General features: G+C 67.6%; 19 protein-coding genes. 12 read left to right on the plus strand and 7 right to left on the minus strand.

What is annotated here, in order from left to right; all coding sequences use genetic code 11:
• Window positions 1-16: 16 nt before the first annotated feature.
• Together SLQ30_RS14890 and SLQ30_RS14895 are read right to left on the minus strand one after the other, a co-directional pair.
• Window positions 17-1,171: an acyl-CoA dehydrogenase family protein gene (locus SLQ30_RS14890; RefSeq protein WP_319448320.1), complete on the minus strand. Its 1,155-nt coding sequence runs from the start codon at window positions 1,169-1,171 to the stop codon at window positions 17-19.
• Entirely contained in the window at window positions 1,164-2,357 is a 1,194-nt protein-coding gene (locus tag SLQ30_RS14895; protein ID WP_319448321.1) for an acyl-CoA dehydrogenase family protein, read from the minus strand. Before SLQ30_RS14895 ends, SLQ30_RS14890 begins: the two co-directional genes overlap by 8 nt.
• Window positions 2,358-2,455: 98 nt before the next feature.
• Between SLQ30_RS14895 and SLQ30_RS14900 the strand changes: the two genes are divergently transcribed.
• Window positions 2,456-2,887: a PPOX class F420-dependent oxidoreductase gene (locus tag SLQ30_RS14900; protein WP_319448322.1), complete on the plus strand. Its 432-nt coding sequence runs from the start codon at window positions 2,456-2,458 to the stop codon at window positions 2,885-2,887.
• A 3-nt stretch (window positions 2,888-2,890) separates the two neighbouring features.
• Here SLQ30_RS14900 and lipE read toward each other — a convergent pair whose 3' ends face one another.
• Both lipE and SLQ30_RS14910 read right to left on the minus strand, forming a co-directional pair.
• Window positions 2,891-4,129: a lipase LipE gene (gene lipE / locus SLQ30_RS14905; RefSeq protein ID WP_319448323.1), complete on the minus strand. Its 1,239-nt coding sequence runs from the start codon at window positions 4,127-4,129 to the stop codon at window positions 2,891-2,893.
• Window positions 4,126-4,611, minus strand: coding sequence for a peroxynitrite isomerase (locus tag SLQ30_RS14910; RefSeq protein WP_319448324.1), 486 nt, complete (start codon window positions 4,609-4,611; stop codon window positions 4,126-4,128). Before SLQ30_RS14910 ends, lipE begins: the two co-directional genes overlap by 4 nt.
• Window positions 4,612-4,688: 77 nt before the next feature.
• Here SLQ30_RS14910 and SLQ30_RS14915 point away from each other — a divergent pair, with 77 nt between their 5' ends.
• From SLQ30_RS14915 to SLQ30_RS14930, 4 genes are all read left to right on the plus strand, one after another.
• Window positions 4,689-5,804 (plus strand): FAD-dependent oxidoreductase, encoded by a 1,116-nt coding sequence (locus tag SLQ30_RS14915; protein WP_319448325.1) that lies wholly within the window; start codon window positions 4,689-4,691, stop codon window positions 5,802-5,804.
• A gap of 127 nt (window positions 5,805-5,931) precedes the next feature.
• Window positions 5,932-7,077, plus strand: coding sequence for a fused response regulator/phosphatase (locus tag SLQ30_RS14920; RefSeq protein ID WP_319448550.1), 1,146 nt, complete (start codon window positions 5,932-5,934; stop codon window positions 7,075-7,077).
• Window positions 7,078-7,127: 50 nt separating this feature from the next.
• On the plus strand, window positions 7,128-8,678 hold the full coding sequence (locus tag SLQ30_RS14925; protein WP_319448551.1) for a sensor histidine kinase: 1,551 nt from the start codon (window positions 7,128-7,130) through the stop codon (window positions 8,676-8,678).
• Window positions 8,675-9,115, plus strand: coding sequence for a response regulator (locus SLQ30_RS14930; protein WP_319448326.1), 441 nt, complete (start codon window positions 8,675-8,677; stop codon window positions 9,113-9,115). The genes SLQ30_RS14925 and SLQ30_RS14930 overlap by 4 nt, the downstream gene beginning before the upstream one ends.
• 2 nt (window positions 9,116-9,117) lie before the next feature.
• Here the strand turns inward: SLQ30_RS14930 and SLQ30_RS14935 are convergent, their stop codons facing one another.
• A complete protein-coding gene (locus SLQ30_RS14935; protein ID WP_319448327.1) occupies window positions 9,118-9,486 on the minus strand; it encodes a hypothetical protein in 369 nt (122 codons plus the stop codon).
• 112 nt (window positions 9,487-9,598) lie between these two features.
• Here SLQ30_RS14935 and SLQ30_RS14940 point away from each other — a divergent pair, with 112 nt between their 5' ends.
• From SLQ30_RS14940 to SLQ30_RS14970, 7 genes are read left to right on the plus strand one after another with little or no spacing between them, the layout of a single operon-like run.
• Entirely contained in the window at window positions 9,599-10,516 is a 918-nt protein-coding gene (locus tag SLQ30_RS14940; protein WP_319448328.1) for an SDR family NAD(P)-dependent oxidoreductase, read from the plus strand.
• Between the two features lie 11 nt (window positions 10,517-10,527).
• Window positions 10,528-10,998, plus strand: coding sequence for an SRPBCC family protein (locus SLQ30_RS14945; protein WP_319448329.1), 471 nt, complete (start codon window positions 10,528-10,530; stop codon window positions 10,996-10,998).
• A gap of 51 nt (window positions 10,999-11,049) precedes the next feature.
• The gene (locus SLQ30_RS14950) at window positions 11,050-12,000 is read left to right on the plus strand and encodes a DUF4129 domain-containing protein (RefSeq protein WP_319448330.1); all 951 of its coding nucleotides are present in this window, start codon (window positions 11,050-11,052) and stop codon (window positions 11,998-12,000) included.
• Window positions 11,997-12,482, plus strand: a complete 486-nt coding sequence (locus tag SLQ30_RS14955) for a hypothetical protein (RefSeq protein WP_319448331.1) — start codon at window positions 11,997-11,999, stop codon at window positions 12,480-12,482. The genes SLQ30_RS14950 and SLQ30_RS14955 overlap by 4 nt, the downstream gene beginning before the upstream one ends.
• A gap of 14 nt (window positions 12,483-12,496) precedes the next feature.
• A complete protein-coding gene (locus SLQ30_RS14960) occupies window positions 12,497-13,456 on the plus strand; it encodes a MoxR family ATPase (protein WP_319448552.1) in 960 nt (319 codons plus the stop codon).
• Between the two features lie 37 nt (window positions 13,457-13,493).
• Entirely contained in the window at window positions 13,494-14,738 is a 1,245-nt protein-coding gene (locus SLQ30_RS14965) for a DUF58 domain-containing protein (protein ID WP_319448332.1), read from the plus strand.
• A complete protein-coding gene (locus tag SLQ30_RS14970) occupies window positions 14,735-15,172 on the plus strand; it encodes a hypothetical protein (RefSeq protein ID WP_319448333.1) in 438 nt (145 codons plus the stop codon). The genes SLQ30_RS14965 and SLQ30_RS14970 overlap by 4 nt, the downstream gene beginning before the upstream one ends.
• 24 nt (window positions 15,173-15,196) lie before the next feature.
• Here SLQ30_RS14970 and SLQ30_RS14975 read toward each other — a convergent pair whose 3' ends face one another.
• A complete protein-coding gene (locus tag SLQ30_RS14975) occupies window positions 15,197-15,916 on the minus strand; it encodes a DUF4189 domain-containing protein (protein WP_319448334.1) in 720 nt (239 codons plus the stop codon).
• A gap of 168 nt (window positions 15,917-16,084) precedes the next feature.
• The gene (locus SLQ30_RS14980; protein WP_319448335.1) at window positions 16,085-17,617 is read right to left on the minus strand and encodes an RNA polymerase sigma factor; all 1,533 of its coding nucleotides are present in this window, start codon (window positions 17,615-17,617) and stop codon (window positions 16,085-16,087) included.
• Window positions 17,618-17,634: the final 17 nt, after the last annotated feature.

Genomic DNA, 17,634 nt, shown 5'->3' on the forward strand with positions numbered 1-17,634 from the left:
CACGTTCGGCGACGAGTCAGGCGGGCGTGCCGTTCGCGACCCGCGGCTCACGTTCTGCCACGGCGCCGTCGAGCACCGCCGCGGCTACCCGGTCGCGATGCTGCTCGGCGTTGCCCAGCAACGCGGCGTCGGTGGCCGCGCGCTTGAAGTACAAGTGCGCCTGGTGTTCCCACGTGAACCCGATGCCGCCATGCACCTGGATGGTGTCGGTCGCCGTGTGACTCAACGCCGCCGAGCACACGGCCTGCGCAATGCTCGTCGCGAGCCCAGGGTCATCGGAACCGTCGGTCAGTGCCCACACTGCGTGGTACGCGGTGGAGCGGGCGTGCTCGACGTCGACGAGTACGTCGGCCAGCCGGTGCTTGACCGCCTGGAACGACCCGATCTGCCGGCCGAACTGCAGCCGTGACTTCGCGTATTCGACCGACAGATCGAGCAGATGCTGTGCGGCGCCGACCTGTTCGACCGCCAGGAGCGCCGCACCCACCTGCAGCGCGTGGTCGATGACGCGCTGGGCCTCGCCTGCGCCTGCGATCAACCGGGCTGGCGCCTCGGTGAACTCGACGTTGGCCTGAGGCCTCGTCAGGTCGAGCGTGACGAGCGGCGTGCGCGCGACGCCGTGGCCCGTCGCGTCGACGGCGAATAGTGCGACGCCGTCCGCCGTCTTCGCGGCCACCAGTAGCTCGTCGGCGGCACCCGCGTCGACCACCCGCTCGACGGTGCCGGAGACCGTTTCGCCCGACGCGGTGACCGTCACGTCGGCGGCGTCGAACGCGCCCGCCCGATCGGGTACCGCGAACGCGGCGGTCCGACGACCCTCGACGAGCTCGTTGAGCAGTTCGTCGCGGGCGGGCCCGGAAGAAGCCGCGACCAGTGCCGGGATGGCCAGGTATACCGTCCCGAACAGTGGGCCGCACGCGAGCAGTGCGCCCAGCTCCTCGACTGCGACGGCCTGGTCGACGAGCGTGCCGCCCACGCCTCCGTCGGACTCGGGCACCGACAGCCCGAGCACGCCGAGCTCGCCGCCCAACCGGGCCCAGACCTTGGCGTCGAACGTCGGATCGGACTCCATGAGGCGGCGCACCGTCGCCTCGTCGAAGTTCTCGGCGCCGAACTTGCGCACCGCTGCGCGCAGCTGGACTTGTTCGTCGGAAAACGTGAACTCAGCCACGGGGAATCTCCTTCCACGGCATGCCGGAATCGGCACGCAGGTCGCCAGGCAGCCCGAGGATCCGTTCGCCGAGAATGTTGCGCATCACTTCAGAGGTGCCGCCCTCGATGGTGTTGGCGCGGCTGCGCAGGAACCGCTGTTGGATGGGGCCCTGCCAATCCTTGTCGTTCTCGTCGCGCTCATGCCCGTAGCCGTGGTACAGAATGCCTTCCGCCCCAAGGAAATCCATGCACCACTGGTAGATGTGCTGGTTCAGTTCGGCGCCGACGAGCTTGCCGATGGAGCCCTCCGGGCCGGGCCCTCCGACGCCGGCGCTGGCGCGTGAGCGCTCCGACGTCAGGCGCTGGGCCTCCGAGCGCAGCCACAACTGGGTGAGCCGATCGCGCAGCACGGGAGTCTGCTGTCCAGGCCGCGAGGCCCACAGCGAGACGGCGTCGGAGATGGTGCCCGCTCCGCGCTTGCTGCCGCTGCCGCCCAACGCCGTGCGCTCGTTCATCAGCGTCGTCATGGCCACGCCCCAGCCGTTGCCGACGGCGCCGAGTCGGTGCGCGTCGGGGATGCGCGCATCGGTGAAGTAGACCTCGTTGAACTCGGCCTGGCCGGTCAGCTGGCGCAGTGGCCGCGTCTCGACGCCTGGCCCGTGCATGTCGATGACGAAGTACGTCAGCCCCTTGTGCTTCGGGACCTCGGGATTGGTTCGGGCGAGCAACAGGCCCCAGCGGGCCCGGTGCGCAAGGCTCGTCCACACCTTCTGCCCGTTGATGACCCAGTCGTCACCATCGGGCACCGCGGACGTGGCCAGCCCCGCGAGGTCGGAACCCGCCCCGGGCTCGGAGAACAGCTGGCACCAGAGGTGCTCGGTGGTGGCCAGCGGGCGCAGCCACTCGCGTTTGGTGTCGTCGCTCTGGGCGTGTTCCCGGATGGTGGGGGCGGCCATCCCGAAGCCCATCGGGTTCAGGCCGAGCGCCACCGGGCCACCTGCGCCCTGCAGGATCCGGTCGGCGACGATCTGCAGGCCGCGCGATACCCCGAGGCCGCCGAGCCCCTCGGGGAAGTGCACCCAGGCCAGCCCGGCGTCGTAGACGGCTGCGAGGTACTCGGGAATTGGAACGACCTTCGGGTCGTGCGCGGCGACCACCCCGCGCGCCAGCTCGGCGACCCGTTCTGCATCAGCATCGTTGCTCATCAGCTCACGATAGAAAGTCGACACCCGTCAACTGACACCGGGGGTCGCCACCCACGTTCGGCGGAAGAAACGCGCGGGCTCTGGGGTTGCCACAGGGCATGACCGACATCGAGTTCGATCCACGCACGCTGCTCGCCGAAAGCCGCATCGGCGTGCTGGCCACCATCAAGTCCGACGGGCTGCCCCAGCTGTCGCCGGTCACGCCGTTCTACGACAGGGCGGCCGACGTCGTCTACGTGTCGATGACCGAGGGCCGGGCGAAGACGGCCAACCTGCGCCGCGACCCCCGCGCGGCCTTCGAGGTCACCAGCGCGGACGGGTGGGCATGGGCGACGGCCGAGGGTTCGGTGACGCTCACCGGGCCAGGCACCGACCCGCAGGGCTCCGAGGTCGAGGCGCTTGTCGACTACTACCGCCGCGCCGCCGGTGAGCACCCCGACTGGGCTGAGTACCGGTCGGTCATGGTGTCCGACCGCAGGGTGCTGATGGCGCTGACGGTCAGCCGGGTGTACGGCGCGAAGCTGCGCTGACGCTCACCGGACGCGCGGAAACTCCGCGGCGATGGCGTCGAGCACCGCGGGATAGCGCTTGGCCTCGGGGTGGCCGCCGGGCTTGCCACTGCTGATGACGGCCGCGGCGACGTCGCGTTCGGGATCGGCCCACATGGCGATGTCGGTTAGTCCGGTGTGGCCGAATGCCGCGGGCGCATCGAGGCCGAAGGGTCCAAACCTCTTGGTGCCAAGGATGTATCCGGTACCCCAGCGCATCGGCTTGAGCCCAACCGAGATGTCCGGCCGCAGCCGCCGGGCCTGTTTGGTGGCGGCGCGCAGTGTCTCGGGTTGCATCACCCGGACCCCGTCGAGTTCGCCTCCGCGGCGCAACAACTCGGCGAAGCGAGAGAGTTCGTCGGCGGTCGACACGGTGCTGGACGACGGCACGACGCTGGTCAGGAACATCGGGGTATTCGAGAACGGAATGATCTGTCGCATCGACCCGCCGACGGCCTTGCGGAAGACCGCCGTCATCGCCGCGGACGGTGGCTTGCCGGTGGGGTAACTGGGTGCCACCAACGGCACGTCACCTTCGGCCACACCGTAATTCGTCCACCGGAACCCGAGCGGGTCCAGAATCTCGGTCGCCAGGATCTCGCGGATGTCGCGACCCGTCGCCGCGGACACGATCTCGCGGACTAGTGGCCCCCAGGTCAACCCGTGATACATGTGCACCAGCCCAGGCGGGTAGATCGGCCTCATGTTGCCGAGCATCTCCCTGGCGTACTCGCTGTCGTTCATACGCTTGAGATCCGGCCGGGGACCCGTCGCCAACGGAACACCTGCGCTGTGGGTGACGACGTGGCGGATGGTCGTGCGGTGCTTGCCGTGACTGGTGTAGGTCGGCAGGTAGTCGCAGACGAGGTCGTCGAGCGCGAACGCGCCGCGCTCGACGAGCATGTGCACGACCGTCGTGCTGATCGCCTTGGCCGCCGAGTACACGACAAACGGGGTTTCCGTTGTGACGGTTACCTTTTCGGCCCCGGCATCCTCCTCGGGTCCGTTGCCCCAGCCGTGGCCGATCGCCCGGTTCAGCACCACCTTGCCGTTGCGCCGCACGCACACCTGAATCGCCGGATGCATCCCTGCCGAATACCAGTGCCTGGTCGCCTGCCAGACCCGCTCGACGCCCGCCGGGTCGACCTCGGAATGGTCCTCCGCGCCGATCGTCGTCACGGCGTCGAGGTCGGCCGGGACGCGAATGCGGCCGTCGGCGGTCATGGGGCGGTCCTGCGCAGTGAGGCGGACAAGTGGTGCTGCAGCGGTTGGCCGACTGCGCCCATGCGGACCGTGTAGTCGAGCGTGTCCCCGTCGAATCTGAACGAACGTCCAAGGGCCAGTATTTCTTTGGCGGATGCGGTACGTCCGATGGCCGTCGCCGTCAGCTCGATCACGAGCGCACCTGCGTCGACCGAAAGCGTGCCTTCGAGCACCTCGGTGACACCGGTCGGATGCGCGAGCACCCACTCGATTCGGCCAGGTGCGGGCACTCGCACGTAGCCGGTCTCGGCGTGCAGCGGTCTGCCGTCGCCCGGAGACTTGGTGCGCTGTCCGTAGCTCAGAAACGGCTTGCCGACGTGGCCGAACGTCACTTCTTCGGCGTATTCGAACGGTTCGATCGTCGGGTACTCGCCGGAACCGCGGCCCGCCCAGGTGCCGAGCAGCGGGGCAAGTACGGCCATGTCGGGATGGAGCTCGGGCATCTCGCCAGGGTACGGCGACCCGAGGACGGACAACTAGAACGTGTTACATTTCGGCTACCTTCGATGCCGAGGAGACCATGAGTAGTCCCGTGAGGCGAGTGGTCATTGCCGGACTCGGCGACAGCGGCTTGCTCACTGCGATCCGGCTCGCCAAGAACGCCGAAGTGGTCGGCATCTCGGCGAAGCCCGCGTTGGTAAGCGGCCAGGAACTCGGCTGGCGAATCAGCAGGCCCGACCACTGGGCGCGGCACAACTGGATTTCGTTCGACAGGTTCCGCGGGCTAGACGGGGTCCGCACCGTCCACGGCACGCTGACCGGCGTCGACACCTCGAACCGAACCGTCTCCGTCCGCAGCGCCGACGGATCGACCACATCCGAACCGTACGAGGCGCTCGTCATCTCCACCGGGGTGACCAATGGGTTCTGGCGGCAACCGAGCCTCCAGTCCGCCGACGAGATCGGCGCCGAACTCCACGCGGCTCACGAACGACTGGCCAAGGCCACATCGGTCGTCGTGGTCGGGGGCGGTGCGGCGGCGGTCAGCAGCGCGGCCAACATCGCGATCGCCTGGCCCGGCAAACGCGTCGGCTTGTACTTCCCTGGCGACCGTGCCTTGACGCAACACCACCCGAAGGCATGGGCGCGGGTGCAACGTCGACTCACCGAGGCAGGTGTCGAGCTGCACCCCGGGCATCGGGCCGTGGTGCCGGATGGCTTCACCGGGGACGAGATCACCAGCGCCCCAGTTGAATGGAGTACCGGCCAGCCGTCGACGTCCGCGGAGGCCGTGCTGTGGACGATCGGGCGGGTGCGGCCCAACACCGAGTGGTTGCCGAAGGAGTTGCTCGACGAACACGGCTTCGTGCGCGTGACACCGGAACTCCGGGTGCCCGACCACCCCGGTGTCTTCGCGCTGGGAGACGTTGCCGCCACCGATCCGCTGCGGAGCTCGGCCCGCAACAGGGCCGACGGACTGCTTGCGCACAACATCCTCGCGGAGTTCGATGGCAAGCCGCTGCGCTCGTATCGTGCCCCGAAGGGTCGGTGGGGTTCGGTGATCGGAATCCAGCGCGACGGGCTCGAGGTGTTCGCCCCCAACGGGCGGGCCTTCCGGTTTCCCGCGTGGTCGTTCGAAAGCATCCTGATGCCGTGGATAGTCCGACGTGGGATATACCGGGGTGTGCGCGACTGAGCGCTGTTAAGGTCAGCCCATTTGAAACCGGATCAACCGCACGCCAACGCCACTGACCGTGTCCGCACGCCCCGAGCCGTCCCGCGTGGCCACGCCTGACTTCAACCGGCCGCAGCCCGGTCGCCGGATGTCGCTGCTTCTTGTCGAGGACGATCGCGCCGATGCGCTCCTGGTCGAGGAGTTGATCGCCGACGCGAACATCGACATCGAGATGGACGTGGCCCGTTCGATGGCAGACGCCGAGCAGAAGCTGGGGGTGTCGCGACCGGATTGCGTGCTGCTCGATCTGAATCTCCCGGATGCGAACGGCATCAGTGCGCTCGACCGCATCGCCAAGAAGAACGACAAGCTGCCCATCGTCGTGCTCACCGGACTGTACGACGAACACTTCGGAGTGTCCGCGGTGGCCTCCGGTGCACAGGACTACCTGGTCAAGGGCCGCGTCGACCCCGAGATGCTCAGGCGCGCGCTGTTGTATGCCATCGAGCGCAAACGCGCCGAGCTCACCGCCGCAGAGCTTCGCGCGAGTCAACGGACGGCGAACGAGAACACGCGACTCGCACGGGGGCTGCTGCCCACGCCGCTACTGCTCGACGATCCCGGCGTCGACATCGTCGCGGAGTACCGTCCGAGCCACCATAACGCCATGCTCGGCGGTGACTTCTACGACTTCGTGCAGACGCCCGACCGGACGGTCCACGTGGTGGTGGGCGACGTGGCGGGCCATGGTCCCGATGCCGCGGCGCTGGGTGTCGCGCTGCGCATCGGTTGGCGGGCACTCACGTTCGCAGGACTTCGCGGCAACGAGCGGATGCTTCAGCTCGAGCGGATTCTGCGGGCTGAGAGTCCGGACAAGAGCGGCATCTTCGCCACCGTGTTCAACGTAGCGCTCGCGCCGGACAGTCGCCGCTTCAGTGCGATCCGGGCCGGCCATCCCGGCGCGTTGCTGCACGGCCCGAACTCAGTCGAGTGGTTGGAACCGGCTGCCGGCCCCGCACTCGGGCTCAACGGCACCGAGTGGCCGCTCGAGGAGCTGGAGCTGCCCGAGGGCCACGCGTTGGTGTTGCTGACCGACGGCATGTTCGAGGGACATTCCGGTGAGGGCAACGAGCGGCTGGGCGAGCAGGGCCTGCTCGAGATGGCCCGCTCGCTGGTGCACCTGCCCGGCGCCGAGTTCGGCAACGCCCTCATCGACGGCGCCGAGTTACGTGCCCAAGCGCATGGCGGACTGTCCGACGACATCGCCATGGTGCGGGTGGAGCGAACCTGGTGAGCAGGGCCCCAAAGCTGAACCGGCGGTTGACGGTTCAGGGTTGGCAGAACATGGTGCTCATCGCCATGGGCGTCATCGTGCTGGCCGGGGCCGTCACCGGAGGCGTCCTGATCAACCGCACCGACGACGTCTTGCACGAACTCATCGACGACATCCAGCCCGCCAGGGTCGGGGCGTACCGCCTGCAGACCGCGCTGAGCGATCAGGAGACCGCGACGCGGGGCTACGCGCTCACCGGCAACCGGCAGTTCCTCGACCCGTACTACCAAGGACTGCAGGAAGAGCAGACCGTGGTGGACGGCATGAAGCAGCGGTTGGCGGGCCGGCCCGAACTGCTGGCTGACCTGGACGCGGTGGAGACGGCCGCGACGGGCTGGCGCGCGTCCTACGCCGAGCCGCTCATCGCGAGCGTGCAGCCAGGGGCCGCGAACGTCGTCGACTCCAGGACGGTCGATCGCGGCAAGGTGGAGTTCGACGGCATTCGAAAGCTCTCCGACGCGCAGTCTGCGCATCTGTTGGCGGTGCGCGACACGACGCTGGCCGACATCACCGCGGTGCAGGGTTGGCGCAACCGGGTGCTGTTCGTCATGGTCGCCGCATTCCTGGTGACCGCGATCCTGCTCGCGATCCTGACGCGCAATGCGATCACGCGGCCACTCGGGAAACTGGCCGCGTCGTGCCGGAGGATCACCGATGGCCACTTCGACGAGAAGATCGTGCCGAGCGGGCCCAAGGACATCCGCGCCATCGCGACGGACGTCGAGAACATGCGCCAACGGATCGTTTCCGAGCTAGTCGCCGCGAAGTCGGCGCGGGTTACGCTCGACGAGCAGACCATCGAGCTTCGGCGATCCAATGCGGAACTGGAGCAGTTCGCCTACGTCGCCTCGCACGATCTGCAAGAGCCACTGCGCAAGATCGCGTCGTTCTGCCAGTTGCTCGAGAAGCGTTACGCCGACCAACTCGACGAGCGCGGAACGGAGTACATCGCATTCGCCGTAGACGGTGCGAAACGCATGCAGGTGCTCATCAACGATCTGTTGACGTTCTCCCGCGTGGGTCGGCTCAACTCGACGTACACCGACGTGAACCTCGGTGAGAGTCTGGACGACGCCGTCGCCAACCTTTCGACGGCCATCGAGGAATCCGGTGCCGTGCTGGTGCGACCCGGGTCACTGCCGGTGGTCTTCGGAGATCCGACGCTGCTGACGATGCTGTGGCAGAACCTGCTCGGCAACGCCATCAAGTTCCGTAAACCGGACGTAGCTCCCCGCATCGTGCTCGAGGCCCAGCCGGGTGCCAGTGAGTGGTCGTTCAGTGTGTCGGACAACGGAATCGGCATCGGCGAGGAGTTCGTCGACAAGGTCTTCGTCATCTTTCAGCGGCTCCACGCCAGAGAGGTGTACAGCGGAACTGGCATCGGGTTGGCACTCTGCAAGAAAATCGTGGAGCATCACGGCGGGACGATCTGGATCGACACGTCCTACACCACCGGAACTCTGTTTAGATTCACCCTGCCCGTCAAGCCGATGGCGTCCGCAGACTTCGATGCCGCGCAGGAGAAGCCGCCCGCGGCCGTGCTGGAAGGAACGCCTGAATGACACCTGCAGGACGTGCGATCGACATACTCCTCGTCGAAGACGATCGAGGAGACGAGTTGATCACCCGAGAGGCGTTCGACCAGAACAAGATCAAGAACAAGCTGCACGTCGCGCGCGACGGCCAGGAAGGGCTGGACTTCCTATATCGGCGGGGGGCATTCGGGGACGCGCCCGAGCCGGACCTGATCCTGCTCGACCTGAACCTCCCGAAGTACGACGGCAGGCAGCTACTCGAAAAGATCAAGTCCGACGCCGACCTGTGCCACATCCCGGTGGTCGTGCTCACCACCTCTTCGGCCGAAGAGGACGTTCTGAAGAGCTACAAGCTGCACGCCAACGCGTACGTGACCAAGCCGGTCGACGTCGATCAGTTCATGAGCGCGGTGCGGCAGATCGACGAATTCTTCGTCCAGGTGGTCAGGCTGCCGCAGAACTAAAGCTACAGCGGGATGACCTTCTCGCTGTTGAGTTCCCGCCACAGCCGTCGGCAGGCCGCCTTGATGCCCCGCAGTAGCGGAAGCTCGGCCAGATGATCGATTAGTTCTCCGTCGGCGATGACGTAACCGCCATATCCGTTGGTGGTCCGATGCCACAGGCCGGCCAGGCACAACTCGACCGCCGCCATCGTGGTGACATGGCCCGGTGCGATGGCGTCCAGGCCTGCATCGGAGATGAAGGCGGGGTTCGCGGTGCGGACGCTGCGGCTGACCGCGCGCACGTGGATCTCCAGCGCAAGCGGCGATACGTCGCGCATATTGTTACGGCACAGAAGTGTCTCGACCTCAGTGAACACGCTCTTCACCCGCATGAGGCCAGCATACGGGTAACACCGTCGTAACACAGAATTTACGTCGGACTCGGTCGGGGGCGGGCGGGGCCGCAGGAGGGTCGCCACGCGGCCCAGCCTCTACGCTCGACCCGTGACATCTGAGTTCTCGAAGTGGTCGCCGCAAAGACTCGGCAACCTGACCGGCAAGCGCATCATCGTGACCGGGGCGACCAACGGCGTGGGGCTCGGCACCGCCCGCGTGCTCGCGAAGGCGGGGGCCCACGTCATCTTGGCCGTCCGCAACACCGAACTCGGTGCGCAGCGGGCGGCGGAAATCGGCGGGTCGACGTCGGTGCTGAAACTCGACCTCGCCGACCAGGCGTCGGTCAAGGCGTTTCCCGCATTGCTCGACGCACTGTTCGACGACGGTGTCGACATCCTGATCAACAATGCCGGTGGGCTTACCCAGCATCGCAGCGACACCGTCGACGGCTTCGAGACGACGATCGGCACGAACTTCCTCGGGCCGTTCGCACTGACCAACCTGATCTTCGACCGCGTGCGCGCACAGATCATCAACGTGGGCTCCGACGCACACAAGTCGGCCACGCTGCGGCTCGACGACATGCACCTGCGCACGCACGACTGGAAGGTGATGGGCGCTTACGCGCGCTCGAAACTCGCGGTCATGCTGTGGGGTCTCGAGTTGGATCGTCGGCTGCGGGCCGCGAAATCACCTGTGGTAAGCCAACTCACGCATCCCGGTTGGGTCGCGTCGAACCTGTCTCAGGTCTCCGGCAAGCCGTTGATGGCTGCTGCGCATCGAGTCGTGCACGCGGCCGCGAACGCGCTCGCCAACGACATCGAACAGGGGGCGGCGCCGACGCTGTATTGCATCAGCGAGCCCATTCCGCCGGGCAGCTACGTGGGCGTCGACGGGATACGCGGCCTGCGCGGCGGCCCCGTGCTCATCGGCCGGTCAACCCTCGCGTGTGACTACGACGCCGCGGCGCGGGTGTGGGAGTTCGCGGAACGGGAGACGGGCACCAGCCTGCGGCTGCCCGGGTAGGGTCTCGCACCATGTCCGATCGCAGGTTCTCCTTCGAGTTCAACCGCACCAGTAGCGCACCGCCCGAGGTGCTGTTCCGGCTCGAGACCGACGGGGCGGGCTGGTCCACGTGGGCAGGCCCGGCGATCGTCCAGTCCAGTTGGGAACGCGAAGGTGACCCCGCACCCGCGGGCATCGGGGCCGTCCGCAAGGTCGGACTGTGGCCGGTGTTGATGCGCGAGCAGACCATCGAGTACGAACAGGACCGCAGGCACGTCTACACCTTCGTCGGAGGGGGCCCCGCGAAGGACTACCGCGCGGAGGTGCTCTTCACCCCGAACGCCGCGGGTGGTACCGACCTGACGTGGACGGGAACCTTCAGCGACGGCGCGATCCCTGGTACCGGGCCGGTCGTGCTCGCCATCATGCGCCTTGCGATCAAGGACGTCTCGAAGCGGTTGGTCAAGGCCGCCGACCGGGAAGTCGCGGGCCCACCGAAGTAACGGACTGAGCCACCGCCCGGGCCTAGTATCGGGATTGCCAGGAGGTCGCTGATGGCAAGCCGGACGGATGGGTCCACGGGACGCGCGCTCGCACTCGCGGCGCTTCTGTTCGTCGCCGCGCTGACGCTCCGGGGCTACCTCCCCGGGGTCGAACGCGTAGCCCGCGAGGCCCCTGCCGACAATCCGGTCGCGCTGGTGGTCGTCGTCGTGCTGCTCCTTGCGTCGGTCGGCGTCGTCGCGGTGGCGGTCGTGGTGCGGGCGCGCAACCGCAATGCGGCGCCCGGGGGCACCGCGAGCAGACCCGACTGGCTCCGCCGTGACGTCGGACGACCGTCGTGGCGGGCTACGCTCATCGCATTCGCCGTCGTGCTGGCGTGGATGTTGGTGGCGATGCTGCTCAGCAGGCTCGGTGGCGGCGGCGGCATGGAGGCGCCGGGGTTCGTACCTGGACAGCGCCCGGAGGCACCGCCACCGACACCGAGCCCAACCACCACTCGGCCGACATTGCCAGTGCCACAGGCTGATTCGAACCTGATCAGCTACTTCTACGCGGCCACGGTCATCTTTCTCGTGGTGCTGGTGGTTGGCACGATCGTGACGTCGCGGCGTTCACATCGAAGTCTGGTGGCCGGACCTGAGTTTCAACCAACGGTGCTGTCACCCGACGTCGGCTCCGAAGCGCTGGTCCGTGCGGCCGAAGTCGGGTTGGCCGAGGTGGAGGACCCGAGCCGGGAACCGCGTAAGGCGATCATCGCGTGCTACGCGGCGATGGAACGCGAACTGGCCCGCGTGCCCGGCGCCGCGCCTCAGGACTTCGACACCGCATCCGAGGTGCTGGCGCGCGCGGTCGACCAACATGCGCTCGGGCCGAACAGCGCGACGCAACTGGTCGACCTCTTCGACGAGGCGCGGTTCAGTCCGCACGTCATGAACGAGGGGCATCGGGAGACCGCGGTTGCGGTGTTGCAGCAAGTGCTCGCAGAACTGCCGAGTCCAGCGTGAAAGCGCTTGTCGCCCTGTCGGTCTGCGTGATCCTCCTGATCGAGGCACTCGTACTCAAGGTGCCCGAGCGGGACGTCGTGTTGACGGCGGCGGCAGCTGTCGCGGCGTTCGGTCTGCTCGGTGCACGGTGGCTGCTGGCGCGCGAGGAGGCGGACGGCGTCGACGAGTCCCAGCCGCGTGACCCCGCTGAGTCGTTGCGGCGCTGGCTGGCGAGGACCCAGACGTTGGTCGCGTGGTCGGAGACCACCCGGTCGGACTGGGACAAGCACCTGCGGCCCATGCTGGCCCGACAGTTCGAGCTCGCTACGGGTCAACGAAAGCTCAAGGATCCAAGGGCATTCCACGCGACCGCCGAGATGGTCTTCGGCGCCGAACTTTGGGCGTGGGTAGATCCCGACAACGTGTCTCGTACGGGCGTCCACGAACCCGGCCCCGGCCGGGCGGTGCTCGACGATGTCTTGCAACGATTGGAGCGAGTATGACCCCAGCTGCGCCGATGCCGGCGCCTACCACCTCCGCGATGTGTGATGCGGTGCTCGACGAGATCCAAAGGGCGGTCGTAGGCAGGCGCGCCGCGTTGAGACTGATCCTCACGGCGGTGCTGGCCCGCGGACACGTGCTCATCGAAGACCTTCCAGGCCTTGGCAAGACCCTGATCGCCCGATCCTTCGCTGCGGCACTGGGACTGGACTTCACGCGCGTACAGTTCACGCCCGATCTGCTGCCCGCCGACCTGCTCGGCTCGACCATCTACGACATGCAGTCGGGCCGGTTCGACTTTCGCCGCGGGCCGATCTTCACCAACCTCTTGCTGGCGGACGAGATCAACCGGACCCCGCCGAAGACGCAGGCCGCTCTGCTCGAGGCGATGGCGGAGGGTCAGGTGAGCATCGACGGCGTCACTCACCAGCTGCCCGATCCGTTCATCGTGCTGGCGACGGACAACCCGATCGAGTACGAGGGCACCTATCCGCTGCCGGAGGCGCAGTTGGACAGGTTCACCATCAGGCTGGAGCTGCGTTACCTCTCGGATTCAGAAGAGGTTTCGATGTTGCGGCGCCGACTCGACCGGGGCACGCCGGAGCAACCGGTCGAACGCGTCGTCGACGCGCACGACGTGATCGCGATGCGAGACGCGGTGGAGCAGGTGACCGTGCACGAGGACGTGCTGCGCTACGTGGTCGCGCTCGCCGCGGCGAGCAGGCAACATCCCCAGGTCGCCGTCGGGGCCAGCCCGCGCGCCGAACTCGACCTCGTCCAACTCGCACGGGCCAGCGCGCTGCTGTCCGGCCGCGACTACGTGATTCCCGAGGACGTCAAGTCCCTGGCCAGCTGCGCGATGGCGCACCGGATCAGCCTGCGCCCGGAGATGTGGGTCAGACAGGTGCGCAGCACGGACGTCGTCGCGGAACTGCTGCGGCGTGTGCCAGTGCCGCGCACTGGAGGCACGGCATAGCGCACTGGAGGTAAGACATAAAGGGCTGCGACTCAACGTGATCGAGCGGCGGTCGACGGACGTCGAGCTCGAGTGGCGGACCTCGCCGTTGACGCGGGCCCTGGCGACCTGCGCGGCGGTGGCGCTGGGCGCCGCGGTGCTGGGTTCGCAGTGGCAGCTGATCGCGTTCACTGCGCCGTTGCTGGGGGTGCTGGCGTCATTGCGGTGGCAGGCGGCCGTGCCGACCGTCCGAGTGCACGGGAAACCCGGGCTGTCACGGTGTTTCGAGGCCGAGGAGGTGCTCTTGACGGTCTGGGCCGAGGCCGGGGATGGAAGTGCGGTCGACTTCGACTTCGAACTCGTCGACGGCATGCGGCTCGACCGCACCTCCGAAGGCAACGAGACTCGGCTCAGGGTCTCGGCCGAGCGTTGGGGGCGCTATCCCGTTCGGGTTCGGTTCAGGGTGCCTGCCCGCGGCGGTCTGCTGATGGGGACGGCGACGGTCGACGCGGCCGAGGTCTTCGTGTTCCCTGTTGCGCCACCGCAACCCACGGCGCTGCCGCGCACCGATCTGCCCGACCGGCTCGGCACCCACCTCACGAGGTACGTCGGCCGTGGGGTCGAGTACGCCAACATCCGCTCCTACCTTCCCGGCGACCAATTGCGAGCCGTCAACTGGCCGGTGAGCGCGCGACGGGGCAGCCTGCACGTCACCGAGCGGCTGAGCGAACGTGCCGCCGATGTGGTGGTGCTCGTCGACACGTACGACCAGCCCGCGGGGCCTGCCACCGAAGCGACCGAACGCACCGTCCGTGGCGCGGTGCAGGTCGTCCAGAGTGCGCTGCGAAGCGGCGACCGTGCAGGCGTCGTGGCACTGGGGGGCCAGCCGCGGTGGCTCGGCGCCGACATCGGGCGCAGGCAGTTCTACCGCGTGCTCGACGCGGTGCTCGGCGCAGGGGACGGATTCGAGGTCACCTCGGGCACGCTCGCGCCGCGCGCCGCCTTGCCGTCGGGCGCCATCGTGGTGGCGTTCTCCACACTGCTCGACACCGACTTCGCGCTGGCCCTCATCGAACTCTGCAGGAGGGGCCACGTAGTGATCGCGGTCGACGTGCTCGACGGTGCTCCGTTCGATGAGCCGGACCCGCTGATTCGTCGGATGTGGACGCTGCAGCGCTCGTTCATGTACCGAGACATGCGCACCATCGGGGTCGACGTCGTGTCGTGGCGTGGGGACGCCGCGCTGCATCAGGTGATGCAGTTGGTGCCAGAGCGCAGACGACGCGTGCGGGGGAAGCGATGACCTCGATCAGGGTGCTCTCCACCGCATTTGGGCTCTTGATGGCCGCCGCCGTCGCCGTACAGGCCGACCAGCGGGCGTTGGTAGCGGCGTTGGTGGCCGCCGTCGCGGTGCTGGTTTCAATCCAATTCTCCACGGCTGCAACGCTTGCGGTCATCGCATGCGTGATGGCGATCGCACTGTCCGATCCGAATCCGATGCTCGCCACCTTGGCCGGGCTGAACGCGACGGCCTATCTGCTACTGCGGCACGCGGGCGCAAGGGAGTCGCTCACCCGGCCGACGATGGTCGCGGTGCTGGGGTTGTCGGCGCTCGGTTTGGTCGCGACGACGATCCCCGTCGAGCTGCCATGGGTGCCGCTGCTGGCGCCGTTGGTGGTGCTCGCGGTGTTCGTCATCGCCATCCGGCCGCTCATCGGAGCGGGCCGGCGGGGCTAGCGGGCGTGTTCAGAAGTACCGTGCTCAGAAGTACGTAGTGGCCTGAGTGCTGGTGCCGTTGTCGCAGGTGATGGTGACGTTCCAGTTCCGGAATCGCGGTACGGCCGGAACGATTTTGAGGTCGTAGCTGGAGTTGGCTGCCAACGCGAAGCTGCGGTTGAAGTCATCGGTGGCGTAGGTGCATTGCGAGGAGACACCGCTGCGGTCGGTGATATGAGCCTGCAGACCACCGACGATCGTCTTGAACGAGACCGTCGGTCCTTGCTTTGGAGGCGCGGGAGGCGGGGACGACGGAGGCGGTGGTGGCGACACCTGCCCATTGGCGCAACCCGATACCACGACGTGTGCGCCTTGCTGATTTTGCAGCTTGCTCATGGCAGCGCTTTCGGCGGCTTGAACCGACGCGTTCTGCGCCGCCTCGATCTCCCCGTAATCGTTCGCTGCGGCCGCGGCGCACGAGTTCGTGGCACTGACTTCGAATACGCAATGGTTGCCGCCATTGTTTTGGCAGTTTGATAGCGATGCGATTCTCGCCTGGTCGGCATCCGGCCCGATCGACATTCCCCCGATCGTCACAACGGGTGGATTGTCGTTGCCGAGTCCAACGGAAATGGCGACGTACGCGTCAGGGGCGGCGTTGGCTGACGTCGTTGTGCCGAACAGGCTGACGACGGCCGCTCCGAGCGCGACGAGCGTGAGGGTCGCCGCGCTGCGCAGGCGTAGTCCCGGGTTGTTGGTGGTCATGACGTTGTCCTTAGCTCACGTGCGGCCCGGGAGGGCCACACTCATGTACTGGAGCAATGAGGCACTCGACTTCCCTCACTTTCTTCCCTGGCAGATGTCGCTGCCGTGCTATGTGGTGGGTGAGTATTCGCTGATTCGGTTTCGATACAGGCGAATCCGCACTTCCGCTCAGCTGAACACCGGGCCGCTGTTGCAGTTGGGACTGGACACCGGGCACTCCGGGCTCTGCTTAGGTGGCACCTGCTGGCCTGGCTTAGGAGGTGTCGGTTTGACCGGTGGTGGCTTGGCGGGCGGCTCTTCAGGTTGCGATGGCTCCGGCTCCGGCGGCGGCGGGGTCCCTTGTGGTGGCTCGCTGGGCTCGTCGGGCGGCTGTGGCTTCGGCTTCGGGCGGGAATGAGTGGTGGTGGGCACCTCGGTGCTTGGCTCGGGTTCGTGCGTCTGCGGCAACTGGGGCGCGGGCGACGGCGGCTCAGTAACAGCGGGCTCTGGGATGGCCGGCGTGCTGATGACCGGCGTGCTGATGACCGGCGACGGCACCGTGGAGGGCACTTCGGAGGGCGGAGGCGGCGGCGCGATCCGAGGTACTGCCGACGGGATGGTCGTCGTGCTGACCGGGGTAGTGGCGGTCGGGCTAATGGGCTTCGGGGCGTTGACCGGATCTACGCGCATCGCGGCCGGACGTGAAAGCACCAGCGCCGCACCAATGCCCAACGCGACCAACCCAACGCCGAGCCCGGCGCGGGCCTTCGGCCTCGGGCGGGCGGCCCCCGCCGGGGCCCCGCCGCCAGATGGGGGTCCGGCGAGATCGCTGACGTCGAGATCGGCCTCGGGCCACCAGGATTGGCCGGATGTCGGACCGGATGCCGGACCAGGTGCCGTACCGGGCGTCGGAGCAGGGGCCAGCGCGTGCTGGAGGGTCCGTGCGCGCAACCAGGCCGGAGCGGGGATGACGATTGGCGCCGCACCGAGTAACGCGGCCGGGCTGACCATTTGGGCGCGGTCCTGCTCGCACACCGCGCAGCCCTCGATGTGTCGCGCGACCCGTTTGCGCATCAGCACCGTGAACTGGCCGTCCCAGCCGGCCAGCACCTCGGCGAGCTCGGGACATCTGTCGGGATCGGCCTTCGCGCGGCGGCACACCAGCAGCGCTCCGAGTGAGCGGGCGATGGTGTCGCGGAGTCGTTCGACGAGCGTGTTCGCGTTCTTGTGCGTCACGCCCAGCGCGTCGGCGAGCTCGGGCCCGTCGAGGCTCTTGCGGTAGGCCAACTCGTAGACGAGCCGGTCGCGGTCGGTCAACCCGCCGCAGGCTTGCGCGATGAGGTCGGCGAGCTCGCTTCTGGCCGCCAGGGTGGGCAGATCGGCTTCAGCGGTGGGCATGTCGGGGAGTTCCTCGCTGGGCATTTCGCGTTTGCGGGCCCGGATCCGGGCGAGTGCCTCGGAACGGGCGATGGCGTACAACCACGATCGCAATCGGTCCGGCTCGCGCAGCTGGACCAATTTCGTTGCCGCGGTGACGAATACGTCCTGCACGCAGTCTGCCGCCGCCTCCCGGTCGCGCAGCATGCCGATGCAGAAGTCGTGTAGCCGATCGGCGTAGCGGTCGTAGATCGCGGCGAACGCAGCACGATCGCCCGCGGCCGCCGCGCGAGCAAGCGCGGCGTCGTCGAGTCCCCCAGCCTGTGACGTCGCAAAAGTCGTCATCACACCACCCCCAGTGC

This window comes from Mycobacterium sp. RTGN4 (genome assembly GCF_033804635.1).
Classification (GTDB): domain Bacteria; phylum Actinomycetota; class Actinomycetes; order Mycobacteriales; family Mycobacteriaceae; genus Mycobacterium.

Excerpts from the sequence above, each read along its gene's own strand:
- SLQ30_RS14910 (WP_319448324.1), bottom strand. The coding sequence starts at position 4,611 with ATGCCCGAGCTCCATCCCGACATGGCCGTACTTGCCCCGCTGCTCGGC.
- SLQ30_RS14925 (WP_319448551.1), top strand. The coding sequence starts at position 7,128 with ATGGTGCTCATCGCCATGGGCGTCATCGTGCTGGCCGGGGCCGTCACC.
- SLQ30_RS14920 (WP_319448550.1), top strand. The coding sequence starts at position 5,932 with ATGTCGCTGCTTCTTGTCGAGGACGATCGCGCCGATGCGCTCCTGGTC.
- SLQ30_RS14945 (WP_319448329.1), top strand. The coding sequence starts at position 10,528 with ATGTCCGATCGCAGGTTCTCCTTCGAGTTCAACCGCACCAGTAGCGCA.
- SLQ30_RS14975 (WP_319448334.1), bottom strand. The coding sequence starts at position 15,916 with ATGACCACCAACAACCCGGGACTACGCCTGCGCAGCGCGGCGACCCTC.
- SLQ30_RS14900 (WP_319448322.1), top strand. The coding sequence starts at position 2,456 with ATGACCGACATCGAGTTCGATCCACGCACGCTGCTCGCCGAAAGCCGC.
- SLQ30_RS14935 (WP_319448327.1), bottom strand. The coding sequence starts at position 9,486 with ATGCGGGTGAAGAGCGTGTTCACTGAGGTCGAGACACTTCTGTGCCGT.
- SLQ30_RS14970 (WP_319448333.1), top strand. The coding sequence starts at position 14,735 with ATGACCTCGATCAGGGTGCTCTCCACCGCATTTGGGCTCTTGATGGCC.
- SLQ30_RS14915 (WP_319448325.1), top strand. The coding sequence starts at position 4,689 with ATGAGTAGTCCCGTGAGGCGAGTGGTCATTGCCGGACTCGGCGACAGC.
- SLQ30_RS14895 (WP_319448321.1), bottom strand. The coding sequence starts at position 2,357 with ATGAGCAACGATGCTGATGCAGAACGGGTCGCCGAGCTGGCGCGCGGG.
- SLQ30_RS14950 (WP_319448330.1), top strand. The coding sequence starts at position 11,050 with ATGGCAAGCCGGACGGATGGGTCCACGGGACGCGCGCTCGCACTCGCG.
- lipE (WP_319448323.1), bottom strand. The coding sequence starts at position 4,129 with ATGACCGCCGACGGCCGCATTCGCGTCCCGGCCGACCTCGACGCCGTG.
- SLQ30_RS14980 (WP_319448335.1), bottom strand. The coding sequence starts at position 17,617 with ATGACGACTTTTGCGACGTCACAGGCTGGGGGACTCGACGACGCCGCG.
- SLQ30_RS14960 (WP_319448552.1), top strand. The coding sequence starts at position 12,497 with ATGCCGGCGCCTACCACCTCCGCGATGTGTGATGCGGTGCTCGACGAG.
- SLQ30_RS14930 (WP_319448326.1), top strand. The coding sequence starts at position 8,675 with ATGACACCTGCAGGACGTGCGATCGACATACTCCTCGTCGAAGACGAT.